At 43.1% G+C, this 25,800-nt stretch carries 20 protein-coding genes; 2 read left to right on the plus strand and 18 right to left on the minus strand.

The window, feature by feature from the left end:
• Positions 1-48: 48 nt before the first annotated feature.
• The gene (locus tag ORQ98_RS18955) at positions 49-1,506 is read right to left on the minus strand and encodes a SpvB/TcaC N-terminal domain-containing protein (protein ID WP_274690384.1); all 1,458 of its coding nucleotides are present in this window, start codon (positions 1,504-1,506) and stop codon (positions 49-51) included.
• Positions 1,507-2,213: 707 nt separating this feature from the next.
• Here ORQ98_RS18955 and ORQ98_RS18960 point away from each other — a divergent pair.
• Positions 2,214-5,084, plus strand: coding sequence for an AMP-binding protein (locus tag ORQ98_RS18960; RefSeq protein ID WP_274690385.1), 2,871 nt, complete (start codon positions 2,214-2,216; stop codon positions 5,082-5,084).
• 29 nt (positions 5,085-5,113) lie between these two features.
• Here ORQ98_RS18960 and ORQ98_RS18965 read toward each other — a convergent pair whose 3' ends face one another.
• Positions 5,114-6,484: a YjiH family protein gene (locus tag ORQ98_RS18965; protein WP_274690386.1), complete on the minus strand. Its 1,371-nt coding sequence runs from the start codon at positions 6,482-6,484 to the stop codon at positions 5,114-5,116.
• A 484-nt stretch (positions 6,485-6,968) separates the two neighbouring features.
• Here ORQ98_RS18965 and ORQ98_RS18970 point away from each other — a divergent pair, with 484 nt between their 5' ends.
• The gene (locus ORQ98_RS18970; protein ID WP_274690387.1) at positions 6,969-7,673 is read left to right on the plus strand and encodes a glutathione S-transferase family protein; all 705 of its coding nucleotides are present in this window, start codon (positions 6,969-6,971) and stop codon (positions 7,671-7,673) included.
• A gap of 56 nt (positions 7,674-7,729) precedes the next feature.
• Here ORQ98_RS18970 and ORQ98_RS18975 read toward each other — a convergent pair whose 3' ends face one another.
• From ORQ98_RS18975 to mnmG, 16 genes are all read right to left on the minus strand, one after another.
• Positions 7,730-8,647 (minus strand): GAF domain-containing protein, encoded by a 918-nt coding sequence (locus ORQ98_RS18975; protein WP_274690388.1) that lies wholly within the window; start codon positions 8,645-8,647, stop codon positions 7,730-7,732.
• Between the two features lie 590 nt (positions 8,648-9,237).
• Positions 9,238-11,070, minus strand: a complete 1,833-nt coding sequence (glmS, locus tag ORQ98_RS18980; RefSeq protein WP_274690389.1) for a glutamine--fructose-6-phosphate transaminase (isomerizing) — start codon at positions 11,068-11,070, stop codon at positions 9,238-9,240.
• 312 nt (positions 11,071-11,382) lie between these two features.
• Positions 11,383-12,750, minus strand: a complete 1,368-nt coding sequence (gene glmU, locus ORQ98_RS18985) for a bifunctional UDP-N-acetylglucosamine diphosphorylase/glucosamine-1-phosphate N-acetyltransferase GlmU (RefSeq protein WP_274690390.1) — start codon at positions 12,748-12,750, stop codon at positions 11,383-11,385.
• A gap of 158 nt (positions 12,751-12,908) precedes the next feature.
• Positions 12,909-13,334 carry a F0F1 ATP synthase subunit epsilon gene (locus ORQ98_RS18990; protein WP_274690391.1) on the minus strand — a complete coding sequence of 142 codons (426 nt, stop codon included), beginning with the start codon at positions 13,332-13,334 and terminating at the stop codon, positions 12,909-12,911.
• Positions 13,335-13,499: 165 nt separating this feature from the next.
• Positions 13,500-14,879, minus strand: a complete 1,380-nt coding sequence (gene atpD / locus ORQ98_RS18995; RefSeq protein WP_274690392.1) for a F0F1 ATP synthase subunit beta — start codon at positions 14,877-14,879, stop codon at positions 13,500-13,502.
• A 40-nt stretch (positions 14,880-14,919) separates the two neighbouring features.
• Entirely contained in the window at positions 14,920-15,780 is an 861-nt protein-coding gene (gene atpG / locus ORQ98_RS19000; protein WP_274690393.1) for a F0F1 ATP synthase subunit gamma, read from the minus strand.
• Between the two features lie 195 nt (positions 15,781-15,975).
• The gene (atpA, locus tag ORQ98_RS19005; protein WP_274690394.1) at positions 15,976-17,520 is read right to left on the minus strand and encodes a F0F1 ATP synthase subunit alpha; all 1,545 of its coding nucleotides are present in this window, start codon (positions 17,518-17,520) and stop codon (positions 15,976-15,978) included.
• 17 nt (positions 17,521-17,537) lie between these two features.
• A complete protein-coding gene (locus tag ORQ98_RS19010; RefSeq protein ID WP_274690395.1) occupies positions 17,538-18,071 on the minus strand; it encodes a F0F1 ATP synthase subunit delta in 534 nt (177 codons plus the stop codon).
• Between the two features lie 17 nt (positions 18,072-18,088).
• Complete coding sequence (locus tag ORQ98_RS19015) at positions 18,089-18,559, minus strand: F0F1 ATP synthase subunit B (protein ID WP_274690396.1); 471 nt, start codon at positions 18,557-18,559, stop codon at positions 18,089-18,091.
• 77 nt (positions 18,560-18,636) lie between these two features.
• Positions 18,637-18,894: a F0F1 ATP synthase subunit C gene (atpE, locus tag ORQ98_RS19020; RefSeq protein ID WP_274690397.1), complete on the minus strand. Its 258-nt coding sequence runs from the start codon at positions 18,892-18,894 to the stop codon at positions 18,637-18,639.
• A gap of 64 nt (positions 18,895-18,958) precedes the next feature.
• A complete protein-coding gene (atpB, locus tag ORQ98_RS19025) occupies positions 18,959-19,819 on the minus strand; it encodes a F0F1 ATP synthase subunit A (RefSeq protein WP_274690398.1) in 861 nt (286 codons plus the stop codon).
• A gap of 153 nt (positions 19,820-19,972) precedes the next feature.
• Positions 19,973-20,368 (minus strand): F0F1 ATP synthase subunit I, encoded by a 396-nt coding sequence (locus ORQ98_RS19030; protein WP_274690399.1) that lies wholly within the window; start codon positions 20,366-20,368, stop codon positions 19,973-19,975.
• Positions 20,369-20,821: 453 nt separating this feature from the next.
• Positions 20,822-21,703, minus strand: coding sequence for a ParB/RepB/Spo0J family partition protein (locus ORQ98_RS19035; RefSeq protein ID WP_274690400.1), 882 nt, complete (start codon positions 21,701-21,703; stop codon positions 20,822-20,824).
• Between the two features lie 78 nt (positions 21,704-21,781).
• A complete protein-coding gene (locus tag ORQ98_RS19040) occupies positions 21,782-22,564 on the minus strand; it encodes a ParA family protein (protein WP_274690401.1) in 783 nt (260 codons plus the stop codon).
• A 35-nt stretch (positions 22,565-22,599) separates the two neighbouring features.
• Complete coding sequence (gene rsmG / locus ORQ98_RS19045; protein ID WP_274690402.1) at positions 22,600-23,205, minus strand: 16S rRNA (guanine(527)-N(7))-methyltransferase RsmG; 606 nt, start codon at positions 23,203-23,205, stop codon at positions 22,600-22,602.
• Between the two features lie 69 nt (positions 23,206-23,274).
• A complete protein-coding gene (gene mnmG / locus ORQ98_RS19050) occupies positions 23,275-25,194 on the minus strand; it encodes a tRNA uridine-5-carboxymethylaminomethyl(34) synthesis enzyme MnmG (RefSeq protein WP_274690403.1) in 1,920 nt (639 codons plus the stop codon).
• Between the last annotated feature and the right edge of the window lie 606 nt (positions 25,195-25,800).

Below are 25,800 nucleotides of genomic sequence, written 5' to 3' on the forward strand. Positions count from 1 at the left end.
TGAGTCATTAAAATACAGAGCGGCTGCATGAATAAATTAGCAGTTATGTCAATCTAAAAAAACTTCGGAACCGAGTAGTAAGTGTTTTTTTGGTGAAAAGCTTTTTCCATCGCCATAAGAGACATAGACACCAGGGTCGCCGATCCCCACGATATCAGTCAGCCCATCGCCATTAACATCTACTAATTGCCGAACATGGTCTTGAGCACGCCAAGTAGCATGTTGCCCAAAATCTGCTAGTAAGTGTTTTTTTGGTGAAAAGCTTTTTCCATCGCCATAAGAGACATAGACACCAGGATGGCCGATCCCCACGATATCAGTCAGCCCATCGCCATTAACATCTACCAATTGCCGAATATGGTCTTGAGCACGCCAAGTAGCATGTTGCCCAAAATCTGCTAGTAAGTGTTTTTTTGGTGAAAAGCTTTTTCCATCGCCATAAGAGACATAGACACCAGGATGGCCGATCCCCACGATATCAGTCAGCCCATCGCCATTAACATCTACCAACCGTCGAACATGCTCTTTAGCTTGCCAAGTGGCATGTTGCCCAAAGTCTTTTAGCAGGAGCTTTTTGGGTGTAAAAGTACTATCCTCTGCGTTGTTTTTTTGCCACTGAACTCTTGTTGCTGGTAGACATTGGTCAGCACAATGCTGCACAGACTTAATCAGACTTTTCTCAGGTTTAGCGGTATGCTGATAATCCACATTATAATGACTACTTTTGTCTAAATAATGGATAGTTGCTTTTTTTAAGCGCTTAGTTGTTTGATATTTTGAGCCAGCAACATACCCATAAATCGAATCAGGCCGCTCCTCAAAATTAAATTCAAGGGTTGTCCCCGCATAAACCACTGAAGCGGGATAATGCTCCCCCGTTGCATTATTTTCTGAATAATTAAAATTAATGGTATTACCAAACCGGTCTTCGACTTTATTAATCGCCCAGCTTAAGGCATCATTTTTGCCTTGGGCTTCTACTAAGGAATCCTCGGTATTCCCAAATTCGGCAATCCGGCCGTCTTTATACCAGACTTTAAAATAAGTAGGGCCATTACCAGCTGATCCATAAGACACAATTTTACGGTAACTGGCGTATTCGGTGCGATATTCGGTACCAGAAGCACCATAAGTGCCACCATTAACAGCAACCAGTCGATCCCCGTTTAAACAAAATTTATCGTTATCATCAAAATCCACCCCATCAATAAAACCGTCTTGAGCTAAAGTTGTGGGGCAGCGGGTAATGGAAGAAATGCCTGTTAATTTCCAGCCAACACCTAATAGCCCATTACGTTTTTGACTGTCGTATACCAAGGCTAAATTTGGCTGTAAGCCATTAATGCCGGGTGGTACTTCGATAGGAATGCGGTAATTCGCGGCCCCGCTTTTGGTGACAGTGACATCGCCGGGCAAGGTGCCAACGATGGTATTATTGGTATTGGCCCCGACAAGCGAGGAGGCAGCCACCCCAGCTGCAGCCAATAATCGTGTAAACTGCTTCATTTACTCCCCTAAACAGCTAGTGTTGTACTGCTGGTGTTTTTTTGTTAAACAGTCGTCTAAAAAATAGTCGGCTATTATAATGCCAATTGGTACGTGCGCAACAGGTGAAAAACTTCACTCAGTAATTGTGAACAAATAATGTTCAATTTAATCTGTAGTGAACAAGCTTGAAGTGAATAAAATCGTTCTATTGCTTGTGGAAAATAATTAATTATTTTTAGGCTAATAAAATCTTAAAGGCTTTTTTAGATGCTGATTATTTGTAGAGACGTAGAAAAACCTGCCATAAAAATGTCATGGGTAACTTGTTCTGACATAACTATAGTGGGTAAGCGAATTTTTTCATTAATACATTTCTTGTATTTAAATATTGGTATTGAAATAAACAAGCATCACCCTTAACTATTTATTAAAGCCGCATTGGTTCTTAAACAAGAAAATATACGTATACTAATAAGCTTATTTAGGCTGTAAGTATAACCAGTCGAATAACTTAAGGTGGGTTACTATTAAATTAAAAAGACGATTAATTTTCATTAAATCTATTTTCGTAGCTTAGGGCTGCAATCATTAACCCCTCGTATTATGAGTGGTTATTTTCAGAAGGTGTTTTCTGGAATAAAAACAGGGAGTTTTTTTAGCAACTGGTCTTACCCCTAGTGGAATAAGCGTTCGCGCTGTATTAACGGAGCAGTTAAACTTTCAGAATGACTGGTGAACTTGAACCCGACAGACATGATTTGCATGACGATACGGATGATAATTTAGCACCAGCATTGCTTCGGATTGCTGGTGGTTTAGCAGAAGAGCTGCACCCCCATTTAGGGCGTTTGCATCATGTCACATTAGACTGCGACCTGGACCGAGATTTGGGCCTCGATAGTTTGGGGCGAGCAGAGTTGATACTGCGGCTTGACCGGGCTTTTAAGGTGCACCTGCCAGATGAGCTGCTTAGCAGTGCAAACTCCCTACAGGATTTGCTGGATGCACTTCAGGTGGCTAAGCCGGCAGGTAGTGGATGGACCAGAGATGAAATACCTATTAGCCTGCCGGAAGTTAAGGAACCTATCACTGCAACAACACTTATTGATGTTCTCAACTTTCATGCAACAACCCACCCAGAGCGCCCCCACCTGAAGGTTTGGCAAAGTGAAGCCCTAGAACAAAGCTTGAGCTATGGTGCACTTCACACAGCTGCACTTAAGATTGCGAAAGGCTTGATAGAGCATGGCTTGGAGCCAGGGGCCAGGGTTGCAATTATGCTGGCAACAAAACCTGACTTTTTCGAGGTATTCTTTGGCATTCTATACGCAGGCGGTGTGCCAGTGCCTCTTTATCCCCCTTTCAGACAGTCTCAGGTTGAAGATCATTTGCGCCGTCAGGCCAGCATTTTGGCAAATGCTGAGGCAGCCATCCTTATTGTAAGTGATGAACTCTATCGGGTGGGGGCATTGCTGTTTGGTTTGGTGACGAGTCTTCGGCATATTAAAACGGTTGACGGACTGACCGAAAATGGCTCCTTGGATGCGCCGATGCTCGTAGCTACTGAAGCTATTGCACTGATCCAATATACATCTGGTAGCACGGGTGACCCAAAAGGTGTTGTACTAACTCATGCCAATCTACTGGCTAATATCCGTGCTATGGGTGAGGCGCTAGAAGCTAACTCGACAGATGTGTTTGTGAGCTGGTTGCCGCTTTATCACGATATGGGGTTGATAGGGGCTTGGTTAGGCTCGTTGTATTTGGGAGCACTCGCTGTGATCATGCCTCCTCTGGCCTTTTTAGCGGAACCATCACGCTGGCTGCATGCTATATCTCGTCATCGTGGCACTTTGTCAGTAGCGCCGAATTTTGCCTTTGAGCTGTGCTGTAAAAGTGTGCGGAAAGAGGATATGAAGGGGCAGGATCTCAGCTCTCTGCGGATTATGCTTAATGGCGCGGAGCCTGTTAGCGTTGCCACTATCGACCGTTTCAGCAAGTGTTTTGCACCCTACGGGTTCCGGCCAGAAGTGATGATGCCAGTCTATGGGCTTGCTGAAAACTCAGTGGGATTAGCATTTCCGCCTTTAGGACGAGCACCAATTGTGGAGCGTATCAACCGAACTGCGCTTACCCGTCGTGGTGCTGCTGTATTAGCAGGTGCAGATGATCCAAGTGCCCTCAGCTTTGCTGCCTGTGGACGGCCTTTAGCTGGGCATCAGATACGCATTGTGGATGACTCAGGCCGCGAGCTGCCAGAGCGAAAACAGGGGCGACTGCAGTTTAAAGGTCCTTCAGCAACAGCAGGATACTTCAGAAATAAGGAGAAAACTGCAGCACTCTTAACTAATGGCTGGCTGGAAAGTGGTGATTTGGCTTATATGGTACAGGGCGATGTCTATGTGACTGGCCGGATCAAAGACATTATCATCAAGGCCGGCCGTAATATCTATCCCCACGAAATTGAAGAAACCGTTGGCCAGCTGCAAGGTGTACGTAAAGGCTGTGTCGCTGCGGTGTCTAGTGCTGACCTGAATGCAGGTACAGAGCAACTGGTATTGGTCGTTGAAACGAAACTTACAGATACGGCAGCACTTGCTGAGTTGCATAAAGCAATCAGAGAGGTCTGTGTTGCATCCCTCGATGTGCCATTGGATGTGATCGAGTTTGTCCCTCCTCGCACGATACCAAAAACATCAAGCGGTAAGATTCGTCGCGCTGCTACGAAGGAGCTGTATGAAGCTGGGGCGTTAAGCACTAAGCCAAAACAGCTGTGGCTTCAGCTTTTTGCCTTAGCTGCAGCGGGTATGGGAAGCCGAGTTAGACGTAGTTGGCAGCGTGTGGGTGCGGCACTCTATGCGGGCTATTGGTGGTTTATGCTTGGCTTGATCGCCGCTTCGTTATGGGGGCTTGTCATTATCTTGCCCAGGCGACGCTGGAGACACAGTGCAGTGCATGGAGCGGCGTGGTTGTTTTTCCATTTGGTAGGTACACCACTTAAGTTGGCAGGAAATGTAATAGTCCCTAAGGAAAAAGTGATTCTGGTTGCTAACCATTCTAGCTATCTGGATTCGCTGGTAATTTCTGCTGCCATTGCTGGTGAGATTACCTTTGTCGCTAAATCGGAGTTATCCAAACAGGCTCTCGCTGGCCCATTTCTCCGTCGGCTGGGAGCGTTATTCGCGCATCGAACTGAAGCAGCTGGGGGTGTGGAAGATACCAAACGGCAGTGCCAGGCAGCGCAAGCGGGAGAGCGAATCATATCTTTCCCAGAAGGTACATTGACTAGAATGCCAGGCTTGCTTGCTTTTCATTTGGGTGCTTTTCATGTTGCTGCCCAAGAAGGTCTGCCAGTTGTACCTATTACGATACGGGGTACACGCTCTATTTTACGTGATGGTCAATGGTTTCCACATCAAGGTAGCATCACTGTTTATATTGGGGAGCCAGTGATGCCAGATGGAAATGATTTCGCTGCGAGTGTGAGGCTGCGTGACGCAGTACGGGCAGTTATGCTAGAACAGTGCGGTGAGCCAGATTTGGCTAAGGAACAGGTTTTGATGCCATCAGTGCCAAGTGACAGCTCAAAACCATAACAAGTTGGGCCTGAGGTCCAGGCTTAAGCTTAGAAAATAAGGTGAGCCACCCCTGCAATAACAGGTAGTGTTACCAGAGTTCTTAACAAGAACACGATAAATAACTCCCATAAAGAGACAGGGATACGACTGGCTAATAACAACGCACCCACTTCAGACAGATAAATCAATTGAGTGACAGACATTGCTGCAATAACAAACCGAGTCATTTCGTTTTCAATGGAAGCGGCAAGTATTGATGGAATAAACATATCAGCAAAACCAACCACTATTGTTTTAGAGGCTGCCACCGCTTCAGGTATTTGTAGTAGCTCTAAATAAGGCAGAAACGGTTTTCCTAACCATTCGAATACTGGCGTATGTTCGGCAACAACCAACGCTAATGTGCCTACAGCCATTATTACGGGTAACAAGCCAAACACTAAGCTAATAACATTATTGAAGCCATCCATGAATACTTTCTTGAAGCTGGTAATAGAATTAGCTTTGTGTAAAGCCTGTTCAAATCCCCAAGAAATCAAGGTGTGTCCTTCAGGTACAATTGCTTCATTTTTGTTCTTTTCACTACCGTCAATGTAGTGATCTTTTTTCCAGCTTAATGGGGGGAGACGAGGTACGATAACCGCTGCCACGAAGCCAGCCAAACACACCGTTAAGTAAAAGTGTAGAAACAAATGCTCTAATTTAACTTGAGCAATAACAATTAAACTAAAAGAAATCGAAACAGCAGAAAACGTTGTGGCAATAACGGTAGCTTCCCGCTGAGTATAATGACGGTTTTCATACTGTTGATTGGTTAATAAGATACCGACTGTGCCATCGCCCAACCATGAAGTCATACAGTCAATTGCTGAACGACCTGGTAACTTGAAAAGAGGCTTCATTATCACAGTCAACAAGGTACCTAATAATTCAAGCAGCCCAAAATTGACTAATAATGGTAGTAATAGCCCTGCAAATATAAAGACAGATAATAGTGTTGGCAGTAAGTCATTTAATACCAACCCACCTGTGGCGTCACTATACAGTATATCGGAGCCTGTTTTTAAGAAAACAAGAATAATAAAAACAGCGCCCAAGAAACGCATGGCGAGCCAAAACCAGGACTCATTAAATAATGCATTTAAAAAAGGATTACGGGTAATTAGAGTAGGTTTTAATATTTTGGTGATAAGACTGATAATTGCGGATAGAGCCACCAAACAAGTAATCAATAAAGTAGCATTATCACCAAGCGCTGTTTTTATACTTTTTGCTAGAATAGCAACAGGAATAGTAAGGCCATCCTGGTAAGCCACAGGTGTCATAAACAACAAAATTCCTAACAAAGAAGGGATAACAAAAACTAATATATTTCTTAAGTTAAATAACTCATTTCTTGATAACACTTGCTCTTGCATGCACAATTCTCTTATATATTTTCTCAGCTATACTGATAGTAATTGGTACTTACCTTTCACACATATTGTAAAGCTTTCCAGATTACACACTTAACCCATACTTTCTGAAAAGCGACCTCCTTTTTAGACACTGACTTTACCCAGGGCAAATGAAGCATCTATACCATTAGTGTTTTCTGGCAAGCGCATTCTAGAGGTTTTGATTTTGCAAATCTACAAGGCTGTATTTATGTCCTTCAGTCTTTTTTGGTTGAATATTGAACATTTGACTGGATGTTGTAATCAATTTGCTCTGCTAAACAGAATGGTTTGTAGTAATCAATCTGGAGGGGGTGGTTAGAAGCCATGATTGTTCATCGATGGTTCTGGTTGTGACAGCTTACTGACTAAAATAAAAAGCTACTGACATACTGCTGTCAGTAGCAGTGGCCTATAGTTTAATCATTAATGAATGTTTTATGGAAAATGTAGGGGGACTTGGCAAGTGGTGAAGCTATATGGTTTTGGAAGTGGGTTTGGAATAGTAGATCCCAGCCCGTTTGTTTTGAAAGTTAATACCTATTTGAGAATGTCGGGTATTAAATTTGAGGAAGCATCAGGTATAGCAAACTTGAAAAAAGCACCTAAAGGTAAGCTTCCTTTTATTGAAGATGATGGAAAAGCTATTGGCGATTCTTATTTTATTATTGAATATTTAGAAAAAAAATATCAGTCAACACTAGATCAATGGTTATCAGATGAACAAAAGGCAATAGCACATTTGGTGTCAAAATCGTTAGATGAAAACTTTTACTGGTGTATAGTTTACTCTCGCTGGATGTGTGAGGATACGTGGCCGATTCTTAAGAAAGAATTTTTTAGTTCAATGCCATTTCCTCTTAAACAAGTATTGCCATTAGTTCTTCGTAATGGTGTAAAAAAATCGTTAGATAAGCAAGGATTAGGGCGGCATTCAAATGAGGAAATAAAACAAATTTTCTCTCACTCCCTGAAAAGTTTATCAGTAATGCTAGGCGAAAAAGCATATTTGTTAGGTGATAAACCTTGCTCGCTAGATGCTAGTACTTATGCCTTTTTAGCTGAATGTATTTTAGTTGATGTTGATAATGATTTTAATAAAATAGCACGTCGCTTTGAAAATCTGGTCAGTTACTGTAAACGGATACAGGATGAGTTTTATAAAAATTGATTGCAATACATAAGCTATCCGGAAAACCCGGATGGCTTATTGGTAATAAATTAAATTTAATACTCATAATTGTTAAATAATTGAATAAGAGAAGGTAAGTTTGCCAAAACATCATAGTTTGTAGTATAAGTGTAACGAACTTTCATGATAGGGTTTTTCAGATTATATTGTTGAGTTAAAAAGCTTAGGTGAGAAAGCGATGACAAACTGGTTATATCTTGCTCCCCAGTAAAGAGAGCCATGAAAGTGAACTCTTTAATATGGCCAGCCACACAAGCCGTGCTACAAGCTTCTAATAATAAACGGGAAAATTCTAAAATTGGATAGTGGTTACATGTAGTTGTATTTTTTGTTGGACTTGGCTCAAGTTGAAAAAAGAATATAGTCACCTCTAGCTCTGGTTGATAATGCAGGTCCATTAGCAACTGTATTAATATCTGGACTCCTTTGTTATTGGATATTTTTGTTATCTCATTCAGTGTAGCATCTTGGTAGGATCCTATTTCATCTTGTACTAGTTGAGCAATGGTTTTTAGGTCGTTGATATGGTTGTGGTTAAAAATGCGTGGATGGTTGTCAATGAGACATAAAGTCCCTAAACGACAGCCATTAGGAACTTCTAGAGGGTATCCAGCATAAAATCGAATAAACGGTTCTGCTGTCACCAGGGGGTTATCTTTAAAACGGTGATCAGACGTTGTATCAGGAATAACCAATGGCTTAGAGCTAAGAATTGTGTGTCCACAAAATGATATACTTCTATCAGTTTCGCTGACAGGCAAGCCAATATTGGATTTAAACCACTGACGGTGACGGTCAACAAGAGAAATTAAAACAATCGGTACACCAAATATTTGCTTAGCTAGTCTGGTATATCGATCAAAACGCTCTTCAGGTCCTGTATTCAATAGATTCAAAGAATTAAGAGTCGCTAAGCGCACATTTTCATCAGCCGGGTATGCTGGTGCTTCCATTGTATCCTCAGCCTAATAAGTTTTTATATAATGAATAGGCTTTCCATTGCAAAAAAGAATACAGTTCCATTGCTGTAGTTGTACATGTATTGATTATTAGAGGTGCCCTTAACAGTATGAGGCATATTTTCCTTTGCTTCAGCAAATATTTAGATTGATTTGTATTATGACTATGCTGCTTTGCTTATCAATCGCTTTTAAGTTCACCTTTTATCTTGAGTAGCAGGATGTGAATGTGCGAGGCATGTATCTTTTCTGAGTATACATTTAGCTTGTCTTACAAGCTTATTGTTTTTGTAAGAAGACGATTATATTGCAATATAAATACTTGTTTTTAGATTAACTATTTTTTTGATAGTAACTATACCCAATGAGAAGGGTTTTTAGGTAAGGCCATCAAGTGACGAAGCCTCATGAGCCTATTGGAGTAGGTGATTGGAGTGAGGAACGACGATAACAAAACCTAAAAATGATTCGCGACGGGTATACATTCAGTCGTGAAAAATAAACAGGCAATGAACTTGCGTGTTTTTATTTTGCCCATGCTATATAAAAAATGTATTTAATAAAGTCATGGGCAGGTAAGAGATTTACTCGACAGTCACTGATTTCGCCAAATTCCTAGGCTGATCCACATCTGTTCCTTTAATTATCGCTACATAATAAGACAGTAGCTGTAAAGGTACTGTGTAGATGATGGGGGCGATGACTTCTGGTACGTCTTCCAGGTGCATCACTTTTACGCCTTCAGAATTTGATAGCTTGGTGTGGGTGTCGGCAAAGACGTAAAGTAGTCCACCGCGGGCGCGGACTTCTTCCATATTGGATTTTAATTTTTCCAATAATTCGTTATTAGGTGCTACCACTACCACGGGCATGTCAGTGTCGATTAATGCTAATGGACCGTGTTTTAATTCACCTGCTGCGTAGGCTTCTGCATGGATGTAGGATATTTCTTTTAATTTTAGAGCCCCTTCCATAGCAATGGGGTATTGGTTGCCGCGGCCTAAAAATAAACTGTGGTGTTTTTCGCTGAATTCTTCAGCCAAGTGCTCGATGTCATCACTGAGTTGTAAAACATGGTTAATTTTATTAGGGACTTCTTTTAAGGCTTTAACTATTTTGGCTTCTTGCTCTTTTGCTAAGCCTTTTTGTTTAGCTATAGAAGTGACTAACATTAATAGTGCGATTAATTGAGTGGTAAATGCTTTAGTTGAGGCAACACCAATTTCAGCACCGGCTCTAGTCATGAAGGACAGGTCGGATTCTCTAACTAGTGAAGAGCCAGGAACATTACAAATACTCAGTGAGGCCATATAACCAGTCTCTTTGGCTAGACGCAGTGCTGCTAATGTATCGGCTGTTTCGCCTGACTGAGAAATAGTGACAAATAAGCAGTTTTTAGGCACAAAGGATTTGCGATAGCGAAATTCTGATGCAATTTCTACATTACACTGAATACCGGCAATTTCTTCAAACCAGTAGCGGGCTACCATGCCTGCGTGATAGCTGGTTCCACAAGCAATAATTTGTACGGCTTCTGTTTTATTAAATAGCTCTTTGGCGTTAGGACCAAAACTTTCTTCGATGATTTGTTTTTCGTTTAACCGCCCTTCAAGCGTATTATTGATGGCATCAGGCTGTTCATGAATTTCTTTTAACATGAAATGGCGGTATTTCCCTTTATCACCAGCATCATGTTCAACTGAGCTTTCAGAAATTTCCCGCTCTACTTTATCACCTTTGGCGTTATACACTTGAACGGATTGGCGAGAAATTTCTACCACATCGCCTTCTTCCAAAAACATAAAACGACGAGTAACGGGTAATAAAGCCAGTTGGTCAGAAGCGATAAAGTTTTCACCAATACCTAAACCAACCACTAAAGGGCTACCAGAGCGAGCAGCAATTGCTCTGCTTGGGTCACGACGATCAACAACCATCATCCCATAGGCGCCGTCCAATTGATGAACAGCTCTTTTGACGGCATCTAATAAATTACCATTGGATTTCATCTCATGATGAATCAGGTGAGCAATGACCTCAGTATCTGTATCAGAGGTAAACTCGTAACCACTTTGTACCAGGTAGTTTCTTAAAATTTCATGGTTTTCAATAATACCATTGTGGACAACAGCAATATCATCACCTGAAAAGTGGGGATGGGCGTTACGCTCACTCGGCTCGCCATGGGTTGCCCAGCGAGTATGGGCAATACCGGTGCCGCCAGTTAAAGGCTCCAAACTTAAAGCATCAGCCAGCTCGGCTACTTTGCCTAACCGCCGAATTCGTTTTAGTTGGCTTTCATTATCAATTATTGCAACGCCAGCAGAATCATAACCACGGTATTCCAAACGGCGTAGGCCTTCCACTAATATATCTGCTACATCACGTTGCGCTACTGCACCAACAATTCCACACATAGTTGAGTTCCTTTAATTTAAACTCTTTCCTACCAATAAAATAAACTGTTTACTATATAGTCAGTTGTGAAAATACATGAAGTAAGTTTTTTCTACTTCGCTAGTCTGTTGCAAAAGGCATTATTAGAACTCTAGCCTCCCCCTTTTAAAAAGGGGGATCGAGGGGGATTTCATGAAGATCTACTCAAGCCACCTTCAACAGCCTACTTACCTATTCAGTCCAATTTAAATCCCCCCTAGCCCCCCTTTTCCAAAGGGGGGATTAGAACTGAGGTACAAACCAGCTTCCCCTTTCAAAGTAATTCACGAAGACTAAGATTTTTTGGTGGGCCGTTGCCATCCCCCTAAGTTTGTCTGGCGGGCTCTACCGATTGCTAACTCATTGGCTGGCACATTTTTGGTAATGGTTGACCCTGCGCCAGTCGTTGCACCTTGGCTGACAGTGACTGGTGCTACCAGTGAGGTATTGGAGCCAATAAATACATTGTCTTCAATCGTGGTTTGAAATTTGTTGGCACCATCATAATTGCAGGTGATCGTGCCTGCACCAATATTAACGCCAGCCCCAACTTCTGCATCACCCACATAGCTGAGGTGATTCACTTTACTGCCGGTACCAATTTTGGTTTTTTTGGTTTCTACAAAGTTACCGACTTTGGCTTTTTCTGCTAACTCTGTTCCTGGTCTAAGACGAGCAAAAGGGCCGATATCGCAGTTGTCGTGTACAACAGATTCTTCGATGATAGAGTTGGCTTTAATAATGGTATTTGAGCCAACCTGACAGTCTTTTAGAATACAGTTGGGTTCGATGGTGACATTATCACCAAGTGTTACGCTACCTTCAAAGACAGCATTAACGTCAATGATGACATCTTTGCCAACAGTTACTTCACCGCGAATATCAACACGGCTAGGGTCTCTTAAGGTTGCGCCTGCTACCATCAGCCCTTCTGCTAGTTGTTGCTGATGCCAGCGTTCTAACTTGGCGAGTTGTACTTTATTATTGACCCCTTCCACTTCTTGCTCGCAAGTGGGATGTACAGCAGTAATGGTCATGCCATCTGTAACAGCCATGGCAACAATATCAGTCAAATAATATTCACCCTGTGCATTGTTATTAGATAGTTTAGGTAACCACTGTTGTAGTTTTTCGGAATTAACAGCCATGATACCGGTGTTAATTTCGTTTATAGATAACTGCTCGGGGGTGGCATCTTTATGTTCAACAATAGCTGTAATTTTTTCTTCACTGCTACGTACAATACGACCATAGCCGGTTGCATCTGCAAGTGTGACTGTTAATAAGGCGAACCCTGTTTGTTGAGCTGCATTAATGAGCTGCTGTATTGTCTCTTTTTTCAATAGCGGCACATCGCCGTATAAAATCAGCACTAGATCTGAACTTGAGACGTGCTCTATGGCTTGATGAACTGCATGACCAGTGCCGAGTTGCTGCTCTTGTAATACCCAGCTGACTGGGTAGTTACCCAACGTTGATTTGACTTGGTCACTACCATGGCCAATGACCACATGAGTTTGGCTCTCTGTCACTGCCTGTTGTGCGGCTTCAATAACATGGGCCAGCATAGGTTTTTTGGCAATTTCATGAAGCACCTTGGGCAGGTTTGACTTCATGCGGGTACCTTGGCCAGCAGCCAGAATAACTGTATCTACCTTCATGGTCTTTATATCCAAATCCGACAGTTATTAAGTATATATACTCTTCGAGAATAGTTTTTTCACTTTGACTATAACTAATGCGTAAAAAATATTCGCGAAGGGTATAAAACAAAAAAAGGGCAGCAATATGCTACCCTTTTTCGGTATTGAAATATTCTCTAGTGGCCCAATTTCTTTCGAATTTGTTCCAATGTGCGAAGTTGTGCCGCAGCCTCTGCAAGTTGAGATTTTGCGCGAGAGTAGTCAAATTCACTGCTCTTATCAGCCATCAGCTGCTCAGCTTCTTTTTTGGCTTTCAAAGCAGAGGCTTCGTCTACATCCGTTGCGCGTATAGCATAGTCTGCTAATACTTTAATCTCGCTTGGCTGTACTTCTAAATACCCACCAGACAGGTAGTATATTTCTTCTTCACCACTTTGCTTAATTACCCGGATAGGGCCAGGCTTAAGGTTTGTCAGCAGAGGTGCATGGCCAGGTGCAATACCTAAATCACCTAGTTGCCCAGGGGCAATCACCATTTCCACTAAGCCAGAAAAAACTTCGGTTTCGGCGCTGACTATATCGCAATGCACTGTAATTGCCATTGTTGTTTGCCTCGCTGGCTTGAGGGAGTGTTATCAAAGTACAACATGTAGTGTGTGTCCTTTTTTACCCTCTCTCTGAATGACGTAGCAACGGTAAGGCTGCTTTTAACTTGTTACTAAACTAAAAATAGTTTGTTGCTAAAGAGTAACCTTACCGCTGTTGTTTTATTTCATTGATTTAGCTTTTTCTGCTGCTTCATCAATTGAACCAACCATATAGAACGCTTGCTCTGGCAGGTCGTCATATTCGCCATTCAGGATGCCCTTGAAGCCACGAATAGTTTCTTTCAGTGGTACATATTTACCTGGTGAACCGGTAAATACTTCTGCCACGAAGAATGGCTGTGATAAGAACCGCTGAATTTTACGAGCACGAGATACAGTTAGCTTGTCTTCTTCAGACAGCTCATCCATACCCAGGATAGCGATAATGTCTTTCAGCTCTTTATAGCGCTGTAATACTGCCTGAACACCACGGGCCACTTCATAATGCTCTTGACCTATTACTAATGGGTCAAGCTGGCGTGAAGTAGAGTCCAGTGGGTCAATTGCAGGATAGATACCTAGCTCAGCAATTTGACGTGACAATACAACCGTTGCATCCAAGTGAGCGAAAGTTGTTGCAGGAGATGGGTCAGTCAAGTCATCTGCAGGTACGTATACCGCCTGAATAGACGTGATAGAACCTGTCTTGGTTGATGTGATCCGCTCCTGAAGTACACCCATCTCTTCAGCCAGTGTAGGCTGATAACCTACCGCAGAAGGCATACGACCTAGCAGTGCTGATACCTCAGTACCTGCCAAGGTGTAACGATAGATGTTGTCAACGAACAAGAGTACGTCACGACCTTCATCACGGAATTTCTCCGCCATGGTCAAACCAGTCAGGGCAACCCGTAAACGGTTTCCTGGTGGCTCGTTCATCTGGCCATATACCAGTGATACTTTGTCGAGTACGTTGGACTCTTTCATCTCATGATAGAAATCGTTACCTTCCCGTGTCCGCTCACCTACTCCAGCGAATACAGAGTAACCACTGTGCTCAATCGCAATGTTACGAATAAGCTCCATCATGTTTACGGTTTTACCTACACCCGCACCACCGAACAGACCAACTTTACCACCCTTAGCGAATGGGCAAACCAAGTCGATTACTTTAATACCGGTTTCTAGCAACTCATTCGTTGCCGCTTGGTCAGCAAACTTAGGTGCTTCACGGTGAATAGCAGAGCGCTCTTTCTCACCGATTGGACCGGCTTCGTCAATGGGGTTACCCAAGACGTCCATGATCCGACCTAAGGTTTCTTTACCTACTGGCACAGCAATTGGTGCACCAGTGTTATTCACATTTAAGCCGCGGCTCAACCCTTCAGTTGAACCCATTGCAATAGAACGTACAACGCCATCACCTAGCTGTTGTTGCACCTCAAGTGTGGTTTCTTTGCCCTCAACATTAAGAGCATCATACACTTTAGGTACAGAGTCGCGAGGGAATTCCACGTCGATAACGGCGCCGATAATTTGTACGATACGTCCGCTACTCATAGCTGGTTCCTCTACCAATCTTAATGAACCTGTTTAACCGTTAAACAGCGGCAGCGCCGCCCACGATCTCTGAAATTTCCTGGGTAATTGCCGCTTGGCGGGCTTTGTTATACACCAGTTGCAGTTCACCAATCAGTTCACCTGCGTTATCAGTTGCACTCTTCATGGCAACCATTCGAGCAGCTTGCTCACAGGCATTGTTTTCTACGACTGCTTGATAAACTTGTGATTCGATATAACGAACCAATAACCCATCCAGTAACTCTTTAGCATCGGGCTCATAGATATAATCCCAATGATGCTTTAAGGCCTTATCTTCAATTGGCTTTAAAGGTAAGAGCTGCTCGGTATGCGGCTTTTGCGTCATGGTATTGACGAACTGATTGTATACCAGGAATAACCGGTCGATTTTGCCTTCGTCATATGCATCAAGCATGACTTTTACACCACCGACTAAGTCGGATGGCGATGGCGTATCGCCCAGACCGTTTATTAACGCTTCGATATTTCCACCAAAATGGCGGAAAAACGCGCCTGCTTTACTTCCTACTAAACACAGATCGACTTCTACACCTTTGTCATCCCATGCTTTCATCTCATTGACGGTTTTCTTGAATAAGTTGATATTCAAGCCACCGCAAAGGCCACGATCAGTGGAAACTACAATAAACCCTACTCGCTTTACTTCACGGTCGGTCATGTAGGCATGGCGATACTCTGGTGTCGAGTTGGCGATATGGCCAACAACTTCACGAATCCGCAAAGCATAAGGGCGGCTGTGTTGCATCCGGTCCTGGGCTTTACGCATCTTACTAGCGGCCACCATTTCCATGGCGCTGGTAATTTTTTGCGTGTTTTTGATACTCGCAATCTGTGTGCGAATCTCTTTTCCGACTGCCATGTAGCACCTATTTCAGGTTAGTGACACAGTAAACATGTCAGCTTTGCAGCAGTAAGTTAATCTTCGCGAATGAACGTTATGGTTTGTTGTCTTCATTCTTCATCCCAGTCACTTATTTTAATAAGCTCCTAAGATTCATCACTTGACGGCCGCCTCTAAAGCCCATTCGCTGTGATTATCCTAGATTAACAAGGCTTACCAGGTTTGAGTTGCTTTAAACTTCTCAATCCCTTCCTTCAGGCCTTTCTCGATTTCATCGCTGTAGCCGCCAGTCTCATTGATTTCTTTCATTAGATCAGCTTGTTCGCTGTTCATGTAAGAAATCAATGCGGCTTCAAAGTCACCGACTTTCTTCAGCTCAACGTCTTCGAGGTAACCTTTGTCTGCTGCATACAGACTGACCGCCATCTCGGCAACACTCATTGGTGAGTATTGCTTTTGCTTCATTAACTCAGTAACACGCTGACCGTGCTCCAATTGCTTACGAGTTGCTTCATCCAAGTCAGAAGCAAACTGAGAGAATGCTGCCAATTCACGGTATTGGGCTAGCGCTAGACGAATACCACCACCAAGTTTCTTGATGACTTTCGTTTGCGCTGCACCACCTACCCGAGATACGGACAGACCTGCGTTAATTGCTGGTCGGATACCTGAGTTAAACAAGCTTGTTTCCAGGAAGATCTGACCATCAGTAATCGAAATTACATTAGTAGGAACGAATGCAGATACGTCACCGGCCTGTGTTTCAATGATTGGTAAAGCAGTCAATGAGCCTGTTTTACCTTTCACTTTTCCGTCAGTGAATTTTTCTACGTATTCAGCATTTACCCTAGCGGCACGCTCAAGCAAGCGAGAGTGCAAGTAGAAAACGTCACCAGGATACGCTTCACGTCCAGGTGGGCGACGAAGCAATAATGAAATTTGACGATAAGCCCAAGCTTGCTTGGTCAAGTCATCATAAACAATCAGTGCATCTTCACCGTTATCACGGAAGTATTCACCCATTGAGCAGCCAGCAAATGGAGCCAGGAACTGCATTGCTGCAGGGTCGGCTGCACCAGCGGCAACAATAATGGTGTGATCCATGGCACCATGCTCTTCTAGTTTGCGAACAACGTTAGCAATAGAAGATTGCTTCTGGCCGATGGCAACGTAGATACACTTAATGCCTGTGCCTTTTTGGTTGATGATGGTATCAATCGCTACGGCAGACTTACCAATCTGGCGGTCACCGATAATCAGCTCACGCTGACCACGACCGATAGGCACCATCGAGTCAATCGCTTTCAAACCAGTTTGTACTGGCTGGTCTACTGATTGACGGCTGATAACACCTGGCGCTACTTTTTCGACTGGTGAAGTTAACTCAGTATCCAGTGGTCCCTTACCATCAATTGGGTTACCCAGTGCGTCTACCACACGGCCCAACAGCGGGTTACCAACCGGTACTTCTAAGATACGACCAGTACATTTAGCGGTTTGGCCTTCGGCCAAATCTTGATAATCACCTAAAACAACGGCACCAACTGAGTCTCTTTCCAGGTTTAAGGCCATGCCATAAACGCTGCCTGGGAACTCAATCATTTCGCCGTACATTACGTCAGCTAATCCGTGAATCCGAACGATACCATCGGATACGCTGACGATTGTGCCCTCATTACGGGCATCAGAGCTAACATCGAGCTTGTCGATGCGCTGTTTTATAATATCGCTGATTTCTGATGGATTTAGTTGCTGCATGCTTTGCCCCTTTAAACTCAGGATTTCATCGCGTCGGCCAGTCGATGAAGTTTGGCGCTTATTGAGCCATCAATAACCAGGTCACCTGCCTTGATGACCAAGCCACCGATTAAACTTTCATCAACCTCGTTCACGACATTTACATCGCGACCTAAACGCTTGCTGAGTGCTTTTGCCAATTTCTCTTGCTGTGTACTCGTTAACTTCATCGCTGAAGTAATGGTGACGTCAATAGACTTTTCTTGCTCTGCTTTTAATAGCTCAAAAAGTCCTGCAATGAGTGGCAGCAAAGTTAAACGTTTATTCGAAGCTAAAGCACGAATGAAATTTGCGCCTTGTTCATCCAGCTCTTTATCACAGACTTCAACAAAGGCATCGGCTTGCTGGGTTGTGGTCAACCCAGGAGAGCCAAGTACTTGCTGAATTTTTTCAGCTTGTGATACAGCGGATGCGATAGCCAACATTTCTGACCATTTGGCTAATGCTTTATGCGCAAGTGCATATTCAAACGCAGCTTTAGCATAAGGCCGGGCTAAGGTGGTCAGTTCCATATGGATAACCCCCTTGGTTACAGCTCAGCGGCTAGCTGATCAACGAGTTTGCTCTGGGCTTTCTTGTCAATTTGTTGCGCCAGGATTTTCTCAGCACCAGCAACAGCAATGCTTGCCACTTGGCTACGCAATGCTTCTTTTGCTCGGTTAAGCTCTTGATCAATCTCAGCCTGGGCGGCGACTTTAAGTCGTTCGCCTTCTGACCGAGCCTGGTCTTTCGCTTCTTCAACAATTTGATTTGCCCGCTTGTTGGCTTGCTCGATGATCTCAGCAGCTTGCTCTTTGGCCTCACGCAGTTGCTTGCTGGCTTTTTCTTGAGCCAACTCCAGATCACGTTTAGCGCGATCAGCAGCTTCTAATCCATCCGCAATTTTCTTTTGACGATCGCGCAAAGCTTGTGTAACGGGTGGCCACACGTACTTCATGCAAAAGATCACGAAGATCGCAAATGCTAGTGATTGCCCTATAAGGGTTGCATTGAGATTCATGCCAACACCTCTCGCTTTTAGTGTTAAGGAAAACTAATGCTTTACAACGACTGGCATTAGTCGTTTAAGCACAATAATTACCCTTGTACTAATGCGACAAATGGGTTAGCGAAGGTGAAGAATAATGCAATACCTACACCGATCATGGTCACCGCGTCTAACAGACCTGCAACGATGAACATTTTCACCTGAAGCATTGGTACCATTTCTGGCTGACGAGCAGCGCCTTCTAAGAATTTACCGCCCAATATACCGAAGCCGATCGCAGTACCTAATGCACCCAGACCGATCAACAGACCTACGGCAATTGCTGTCATACCAACTACAGTTTCCATATTTCCTCCCGACAGTTGTCGTAAACAAAGTTAATGATAAAAAAGTTAATAACTACAATCTTGTTTAGTGATCTTCGTGGGCCATGCTTAGGTAAACGATGGTTAACATCATGAAGATGAAAGCCTGTAACGTAATTACCAAAATATGGAAGATTGCCCATGGAACAGACAAGAACCACTGAGCCCACCAAACAGGAATTAGGGCGATCAAGATAAAGATCAGCTCACCAGCATAAAGGTTACCGAATAGACGTAACGCCAGTGATATTGGCTTGGCGATTAAACCAACTCCTTCTAGCAGCAAGTTAAATGGGATCATCCACTTGCCAAATGGCTGAAGGGTAAGCTCACCGACAAAGCCGCCAACCCCCTTAACCTTGATGCTGTAGTAAATAATCAGGAAGAATACACCGAGTGCCATTGCAATAGTGGCGTTTGGATCGGTAGTAGGTACTACCTTCATGTACTCAATACCAATGGCGCTTGCAAGTAGTGGAATCCAGTCAACGGGCACTAGGTCCATCAGGTTCATTAAGAACACCCAAATGAAAATGGTGAGTGCCAGTGGAGCAATTAATGCGTTGCGGCCATGGAATGTATCTTTAACGCTGGTGTCAACGAAGTCGACCATTAACTCAACAAAGTTTTGTAGTGCACCAGGTACACCACTGGTGGCTTTTTTTGCTGCTCTTCGAAACAGGAATAAGAATAAGCAACCCAAGGCAACGGCCCAGCCTAAGGTGTCAAGATGAAAGGCCCAAAACCCCATAGCTTTTGCTTCGGCAGCACCATGGGCTAAGGTCCAGGTTGAGTCGGCCAGCACAGTGCCATCATAACGCTCATAACCTTCAGGCAGTCTGCCAAAGGTGAGGTTTTGCAGGTGATGCTGGATATATTCTGTTGCTGTTTGATTTTCACTCGCCATAATACGCTCTCGTGACAATTCTAAGAAAACGGTCAAAAAACGTTAAAATTCTTTCTTTTAAAACCTTATTGGCTCTTTTTTCTCAAAGCCTTAATTTGTGCTTAACTTAAAGCTTCAACAACTGATTCTAGAAAGCCTTAGTCACCCTCTTGCTTAAAGCTTTAATAAGAGGGCAGTAAACCAGTTGACTGTTTGCACTAAAATAAAGGTTCCGAATAAGGCGAAAACATTGAGAGGCTCAACAAAACCAAACACCAGTGCAAACAACAAAGCTGTTAAGCCAAGCTTAACGGCCTCTCCTTTATAAAAGGAGTGAGCAATCTGTTTAGCTGCTCGTGCACCAGAGTATTGAAAGGCTTTTTTGGCAAGATAAGCATTGGGAATCAGACAAATGAGTCCACCCAAAAATGCCGAGTAGGCTGTAACCACACTATGTAACAATAAGACACATGCTACACATACCGTCACAATGAATTGTGCAATAATAACTCGGTAGATTGGTGGTTTACGTAAATGAGGTGCCCCCATAACTACTTTAGCTAACCCCATTGTTTAACTACTCGCCTTACTAACCTTACCAAAAGGTCCCCCCTTACGACCTTAAAGAAACGATCAACTTTACAAGCTGTCTACCACAAAATCGTAAAAAACCAATTGGGTAACAAAACTATTTGGATATTAATTAGCCAATAGGTGTAAAACACCTTTGTTATCCGCACTGTCGTATTCAACTTAAACTTTTTTGTAGCTTATTCTCAGGTTTAGCTACTCATAAAAGTCCGACAGTTGGATAATTGATAGCCAAATAGCTTTATATAAACTTCAGCCAAAATTTGGGGCCAGAAGTATATTTCGAATAGCCTATATGATCAACACTACATCAATGTATTCGTGTGCTTGGTATTAAACAAATAGCGTTTCCATCTGTCATGTTAGGAATTGCTATTGATCTAAAATAGACTACTAATTAATCATTTGTAGTCAGGCTATAAATATTAGCAATTATTTAATATGCGCCAAGACGCCGTCTAGTTCGTCTAAGTTGTTGTATTTTATTACTAACTTGCCTTTCCCTTTAGCTGAATGCTGAACTAATACTTCAGTGCCTAACTTTTCACCAAGCTCCTCTTCAAGCTGCTTGATATCTGGGTCAATTTTTTGTTCAGGTTTGGTTGTTTCAGCTTCAGCTTGTATTCGGCGAACAAGTGCTTCAGTTTGTCTTACAGAAAGCCCTTTTGCCACGATGGTTTTGGCAGCTACTAATTGTTGTGTTTTAGTTAGGGTTAAAATAGCTCTGGCATGACCCATTTCTAGATCACCATGTTCAAGCATGGTTTTGACATCATCAGCCAGGGTCATTAAGCGCAATAAGTTTGTAATGGTAGCACGTGATTTGCCTACTGCATCAGCTACTTGCTGCTGAGTTAAACCAAACTCCTGCTGTAGTCTATGAAGCGCCATGGCTTCTTCAATTGGATTTAAATCTTCACGCTGAATATTTTCAATGAGCGCCATAGCAATGGCTGCTTCATCGGGCACTTCGCGAATAACAGCAGGAATTTTTTCTAAACCTGCAAGTTGCGTTGCGCGCCAGCGTCTTTCACCGGCGATTATTTCGTATTTATTTTGACCAATAGGTCGTACCACAATGGGTTGCATTACCCCTTGGGCTTTTATAGAACTGGCTAATTCCTCTAGTGCTTCAGGGTGCATATCACGGCGGGGTTGGTAGCGTCCACGTTGAACCCACTCAACAGGCAGCTCTTCTAGTTGCTTGTCTAACGGGATGTTTTGTTCATCACTGCTTTCTACAACAGTTGTCGCTGTTGCACTACCTAATAAAGCATCAAGGCCTCTGCCTAACCCTCTTTTTTTGGTTGCCATTGGTTTTGCTAATCCTGAATAAAAATACTGGTTTGATTATGCCGTAAACTGACGCCAGTTAACACCATAGATTAATAATTAGGCAGTAGCGGCAACTAACTCTTGTTTACGGATAAGTTCACCTGCTAAAGCCAGGTAGGCTAGAGCCCCTTTGGAATGCTTGTCGTATTTTAATACAGGCAAGCCGTAACTGGGAGCTTCTGCCAGGCGAACATTACGAGGAATGATGGTGCGATAAACGGCGTCACCAAAGTGCTCAACCAGCTGAGCTGATACTTCGTTAGTCAGGCTGTTACGAGCGTCGTACATGGTACGTAACAAGCCTTCGATTTTTAGTTTTGGGTTAAGCACAGACACAATCCGACTGATTGTGTCTAACAATGCTGATAACCCCTCTAATGCGTAGTATTCACACTGCATTGGGATAACAACGCCATCAGCGGCTGCCATCGCATTCACAGTGAGCATATTTAATGATGGGGGGCAGTCGATCAAAATAAAGTCGTAGATTGATCCAACCTCGGTAAGGGCTTTTTTAAGTCGTAGTTCTTTTTGCGGGATTTCTAATAACTCAACTTCAGCAGCAGTAAGGTCGGCGTTAGCAGGCAGTAAGTCAAAACCCGCAGGATCAGTAGGGACTAGTGCAGCGGTTGCATCTACTGCACCCACTAAGACATCATAGATGGAGTTTTCCAGAGCATTTTTATCAACGCCACTGCCCATCGTGGCATTGCCTTGGGGGTCAAGGTCAACTACCAACACTTGCCGTTTAGTTGCGACTAACGACGCAGCGAGATTAACGCAGGTTGTGGTCTTTCCCACCCCCCCTTTTTGGTTAGTTACCGCAAGTATTTTGGCCACGATAGTTTCCTTAGTGTTACTTGTTTTGTGTCACTTTAAGAAGCGCTGTTAACATTATTATTTTGTAATATTACCAAGTGACGTTCACCCTCACAGTTTGCTACTTCAAGTGGTATCGATTTTACCAACTTTGTAGAGAATGCTTCTGCTTGCTGAATCTCCTCTTTTGGATAGACGCCTTTCATGGCATAAAAATATCCCTTGGGTGCAAGCAGGTGTTGAGTCCATTTCACCATATCTTGTAGAGCACTAAAAGCTCGGGAGACAATAATATCAAAGGGATTATCAACCTGAAATTGTTCTACGCGTTTTTGAACGACTTGAATATTATCTAACTGCAAAGCGGATTTTGCTTGGACTAAAAAGCGCGTTTTTTTGCCATTGCTATCCAGCAAAGTAAATTGCTTGTCGGGAAAACAAATAGCTAGTGGAATACCAGGTAGGCCAGGGCCGGTGCCTACATCTAATATATGGCTGCCTTCGATATAAGGCACAACACTTAAGCTATCCAACAAGTGACGTGGAATCATTTGCTGGATATCTCTAACTGCTGTTAGGTTGTAGGCTTTATTCCACTTGTTTAGTAATAACAAATAAGCCGTTAACCGCTCAAGTTGAGACTCGGTAAGAGAGAGCCCCATAGTTGAGGCTCCAGTACTAATAGCTTTGGCAAGCTCTTGAGAGTTTTGTGTAGAGTGTGAATTCACAGCTTAGGCGCTTAAGTCAGTTTTAGTTTTGTCTGCAACGATTTTTTCTGTAGCAATAGAGCGTTTTTTTAGATGAACAATTAATAGCGATACTGCCGCAGGTGTTACCCCAGGAATTCTTGATGCTCTGCCTAAAGTGTCTGGCCTGGCATCCGATAGCTTTTGCTTGATCTCATTAGAAAGGCCTGCAATTTGCTGATAGTCCAAGTCTTGAGGCAGCAAGGTATTTTCATGACGTCTTAACCGAGCGATTTCTTCAGTTTGACGATCAATATAGCCTTGGTATTTGGTTTGGATTTCTACTTGCTCAGCTACTTGAGGGTTGTCAGTCACAGGTTCGCCTACCAGATTAGCCACAGCCTGATAGCTTATGTCAGGGCGGCGTAACAGCTCTAACAGGTTATATTCCCGAGTAATAGGCCTTTCTAGAATTTTATTGGCCTCTTCACCTGCTGGAGTATTGGGCTGAATCCAGCTGGTTTTTAATCGTTGGGTTTCTTGCTCAATGGCTTCTTTTTTACGGCAGAATACTGCCCAGCGTTGATCATTAATCAAACCAAGCTCACGGCCTTTTTCAGTTAGCCTCAAATCAGCATTGTCTTCTCTTAATATCAGGCGATATTCCGCACGGCTAGTAAACATCCGGTAGGGTTCTTGAGTGCCGTTGTTAATTAAATCATCAACCAGTACACCTATATAAGCTTCATCCCGGCGAGGACTCCAAGCTTCTTTTTCTTGTGCTTTTAATGCTGCGTTTAAGCCTGCAAGCAAGCCTTGTGCACCGGCTTCTTCGTAACCAGTGGTACCATTGATTTGACCAGCAAAATATAAGCCTTGGACAAACTTGGTTTCTAAAGAAGGCTTTAAGTCTCTTGGGTCAAAAAAGTCATATTCAATGGCATAACCTGGACGAGTGATATGGGCATTTTCAAAGCCTTTAATTGAGCGTACTAACTCTAGCTGCACATCAAACGGCAGGCTGGTGGAAATACCATTGGGATAAAGCTCGTTGGTGGTTAACCCTTCTGGCTCAACAAAAACCTGGTGTGAGTTTTTATCTGCAAAACGGACAATTTTATCTTCTATAGATGGACAGTAACGTGGCCCGACTCCTTCAATCACCCCTGTATACATGGGTGAGCGATCCATACCGCCACGAATAACCTCATGAGTTTGCTCATTGGTGTGCGTAATGTAGCAGCAGATTTGCTCTGGATGATCATTAACAGAACCCAGGTAAGACATCACTGGTGTAGGGGTGTCTCCAGGCTGAGGTGTCATAGCAGAGAAGTCGACTGATTTGGCATCAATTCGAGGAGGTGTACCTGTTTTTAGTCGATCCACACGGAATGGTAATTCACGCAAGCGATTGGCTAACGCAATAGAAGGAGGATCTCCTGCTCGACCCCCCGAATAGTTTTGTAAACCAATGTGGATTTGTCCGCCCAAAAAGGTGCCAGTGGTTAGTACCACATTATTAGAGAAAAACTTCAGGCCCATCTGGGTAATAACCCCTTTGACCTGTTCGCCTTCAACTATTAAATCATCAGCGGCTTGTTGGAAAATGTCTAAGTTAGGCTGATTTTCTAATACTCGACGGATAGCGGCTTTATATAAGGCGCGGTCTGCTTGGGCGCGGGTTGCACGAACCGCAGGGCCTTTCCGAGAGTTTAGAATGCGAAACTGAATCCCGGCCTTATCCGTCGCTAATGCCATAGCACCGCCCAGCGCATCGATCTCTTTCACCAAGTGGCTTTTACCAATACCGCCAATCGCTGGGTTACAGGACATTTGTCCTAATGTTTCAATGTTATGGGTTAATAACAGCGTTTTAACCCCGGTGCGTGCCGCTGCCAGAGCTGCCTCTGTGCCTGCATGGCCGCCACCAATGACAATAACGTCATAGCGAGTCGGATAGTCCACCGTAATACCTCACCCAAGAGCCTGTTAAATGGTCGCCTAGTATATAGAAAAGCTTTCTTATGCTGTACTAGGTCTGTAACTGTAAGTATGGCTGGCTATTTTATAGTCAAATTTAAAGATTGCTATAGGTATTCACAGTAATGACTGCAAATAAGAACTGTTCTGATGGATTAAAGTTATCCACAGGAAATCAGTAATTATTGAGGCTTTTATCACGAAATTAACTTGATATCCACAGCTAATCACACCTTATCCACAAAAGTTACGGTTAAAGTTGACTATATGGACAGTTATTTTTGGAGGTACAGGCTATTGCACTATTTAGCCTCCCTCTTTGAAAAAGGGGGGAACTGGTTTGCGACACTTTCAAGGTAGGAGAGAGGGAGCCAAAAAAGATGTCTCACTCCAAAATCAATATAAATTAACATGATTACAGCATAAGTAATTTAAAATAATGCAAAGTATGTTTGTTAATAATTACATTTATTTTTAGTTATCTTTCAGTAACTTAATTATTGAATAAAAATACTTTAATGGATTTGATTATGATTAATATTTAATAGCCACTATAGAATAATATTACTAGTCAAATCGGTTGAGTAGAAA

Origin of the sequence: Spartinivicinus poritis (genome assembly GCF_028858535.1) — a bacterium.
GTDB classification, from domain to species: domain Bacteria; phylum Pseudomonadota; class Gammaproteobacteria; order Pseudomonadales; family Zooshikellaceae; genus Spartinivicinus; species Spartinivicinus poritis.

Coding starts and splice junctions, on each gene's coding strand:
- ORQ98_RS18955 (WP_274690384.1), bottom strand. CDS start 1,506: ATGAAGCAGTTTACACGATTATTGGCTGCAGCTGGGGTGGCTGCCTCC.
- ORQ98_RS18960 (WP_274690385.1), top strand. CDS start 2,214: ATGACTGGTGAACTTGAACCCGACAGACATGATTTGCATGACGATACG.
- ORQ98_RS18965 (WP_274690386.1), bottom strand. CDS start 6,484: ATGCAAGAGCAAGTGTTATCAAGAAATGAGTTATTTAACTTAAGAAAT.
- ORQ98_RS18975 (WP_274690388.1), bottom strand. CDS start 8,647: ATGGAAGCACCAGCATACCCGGCTGATGAAAATGTGCGCTTAGCGACT.
- glmS (WP_274690389.1), bottom strand. CDS start 11,070: ATGTGTGGAATTGTTGGTGCAGTAGCGCAACGTGATGTAGCAGATATA.
- glmU (WP_274690390.1), bottom strand. CDS start 12,750: ATGAAGGTAGATACAGTTATTCTGGCTGCTGGCCAAGGTACCCGCATG.
- ORQ98_RS18990 (WP_274690391.1), bottom strand. CDS start 13,334: ATGGCAATTACAGTGCATTGCGATATAGTCAGCGCCGAAACCGAAGTT.
- atpD (WP_274690392.1), bottom strand. CDS start 14,879: ATGAGTAGCGGACGTATCGTACAAATTATCGGCGCCGTTATCGACGTG.
- atpG (WP_274690393.1), bottom strand. CDS start 15,780: ATGGCAGTCGGAAAAGAGATTCGCACACAGATTGCGAGTATCAAAAAC.
- atpA (WP_274690394.1), bottom strand. CDS start 17,520: ATGCAGCAACTAAATCCATCAGAAATCAGCGATATTATAAAACAGCGC.
- ORQ98_RS19010 (WP_274690395.1), bottom strand. CDS start 18,071: ATGGAACTGACCACCTTAGCCCGGCCTTATGCTAAAGCTGCGTTTGAA.
- ORQ98_RS19015 (WP_274690396.1), bottom strand. CDS start 18,559: ATGAATCTCAATGCAACCCTTATAGGGCAATCACTAGCATTTGCGATC.
- atpE (WP_274690397.1), bottom strand. CDS start 18,894: ATGGAAACTGTAGTTGGTATGACAGCAATTGCCGTAGGTCTGTTGATC.
- atpB (WP_274690398.1), bottom strand. CDS start 19,819: ATGGCGAGTGAAAATCAAACAGCAACAGAATATATCCAGCATCACCTG.
- ORQ98_RS19030 (WP_274690399.1), bottom strand. CDS start 20,368: ATGGGGTTAGCTAAAGTAGTTATGGGGGCACCTCATTTACGTAAACCA.
- ORQ98_RS19035 (WP_274690400.1), bottom strand. CDS start 21,703: ATGGCAACCAAAAAAAGAGGGTTAGGCAGAGGCCTTGATGCTTTATTA.
- rsmG (WP_274690402.1), bottom strand. CDS start 23,205: ATGGGGCTCTCTCTTACCGAGTCTCAACTTGAGCGGTTAACGGCTTAT.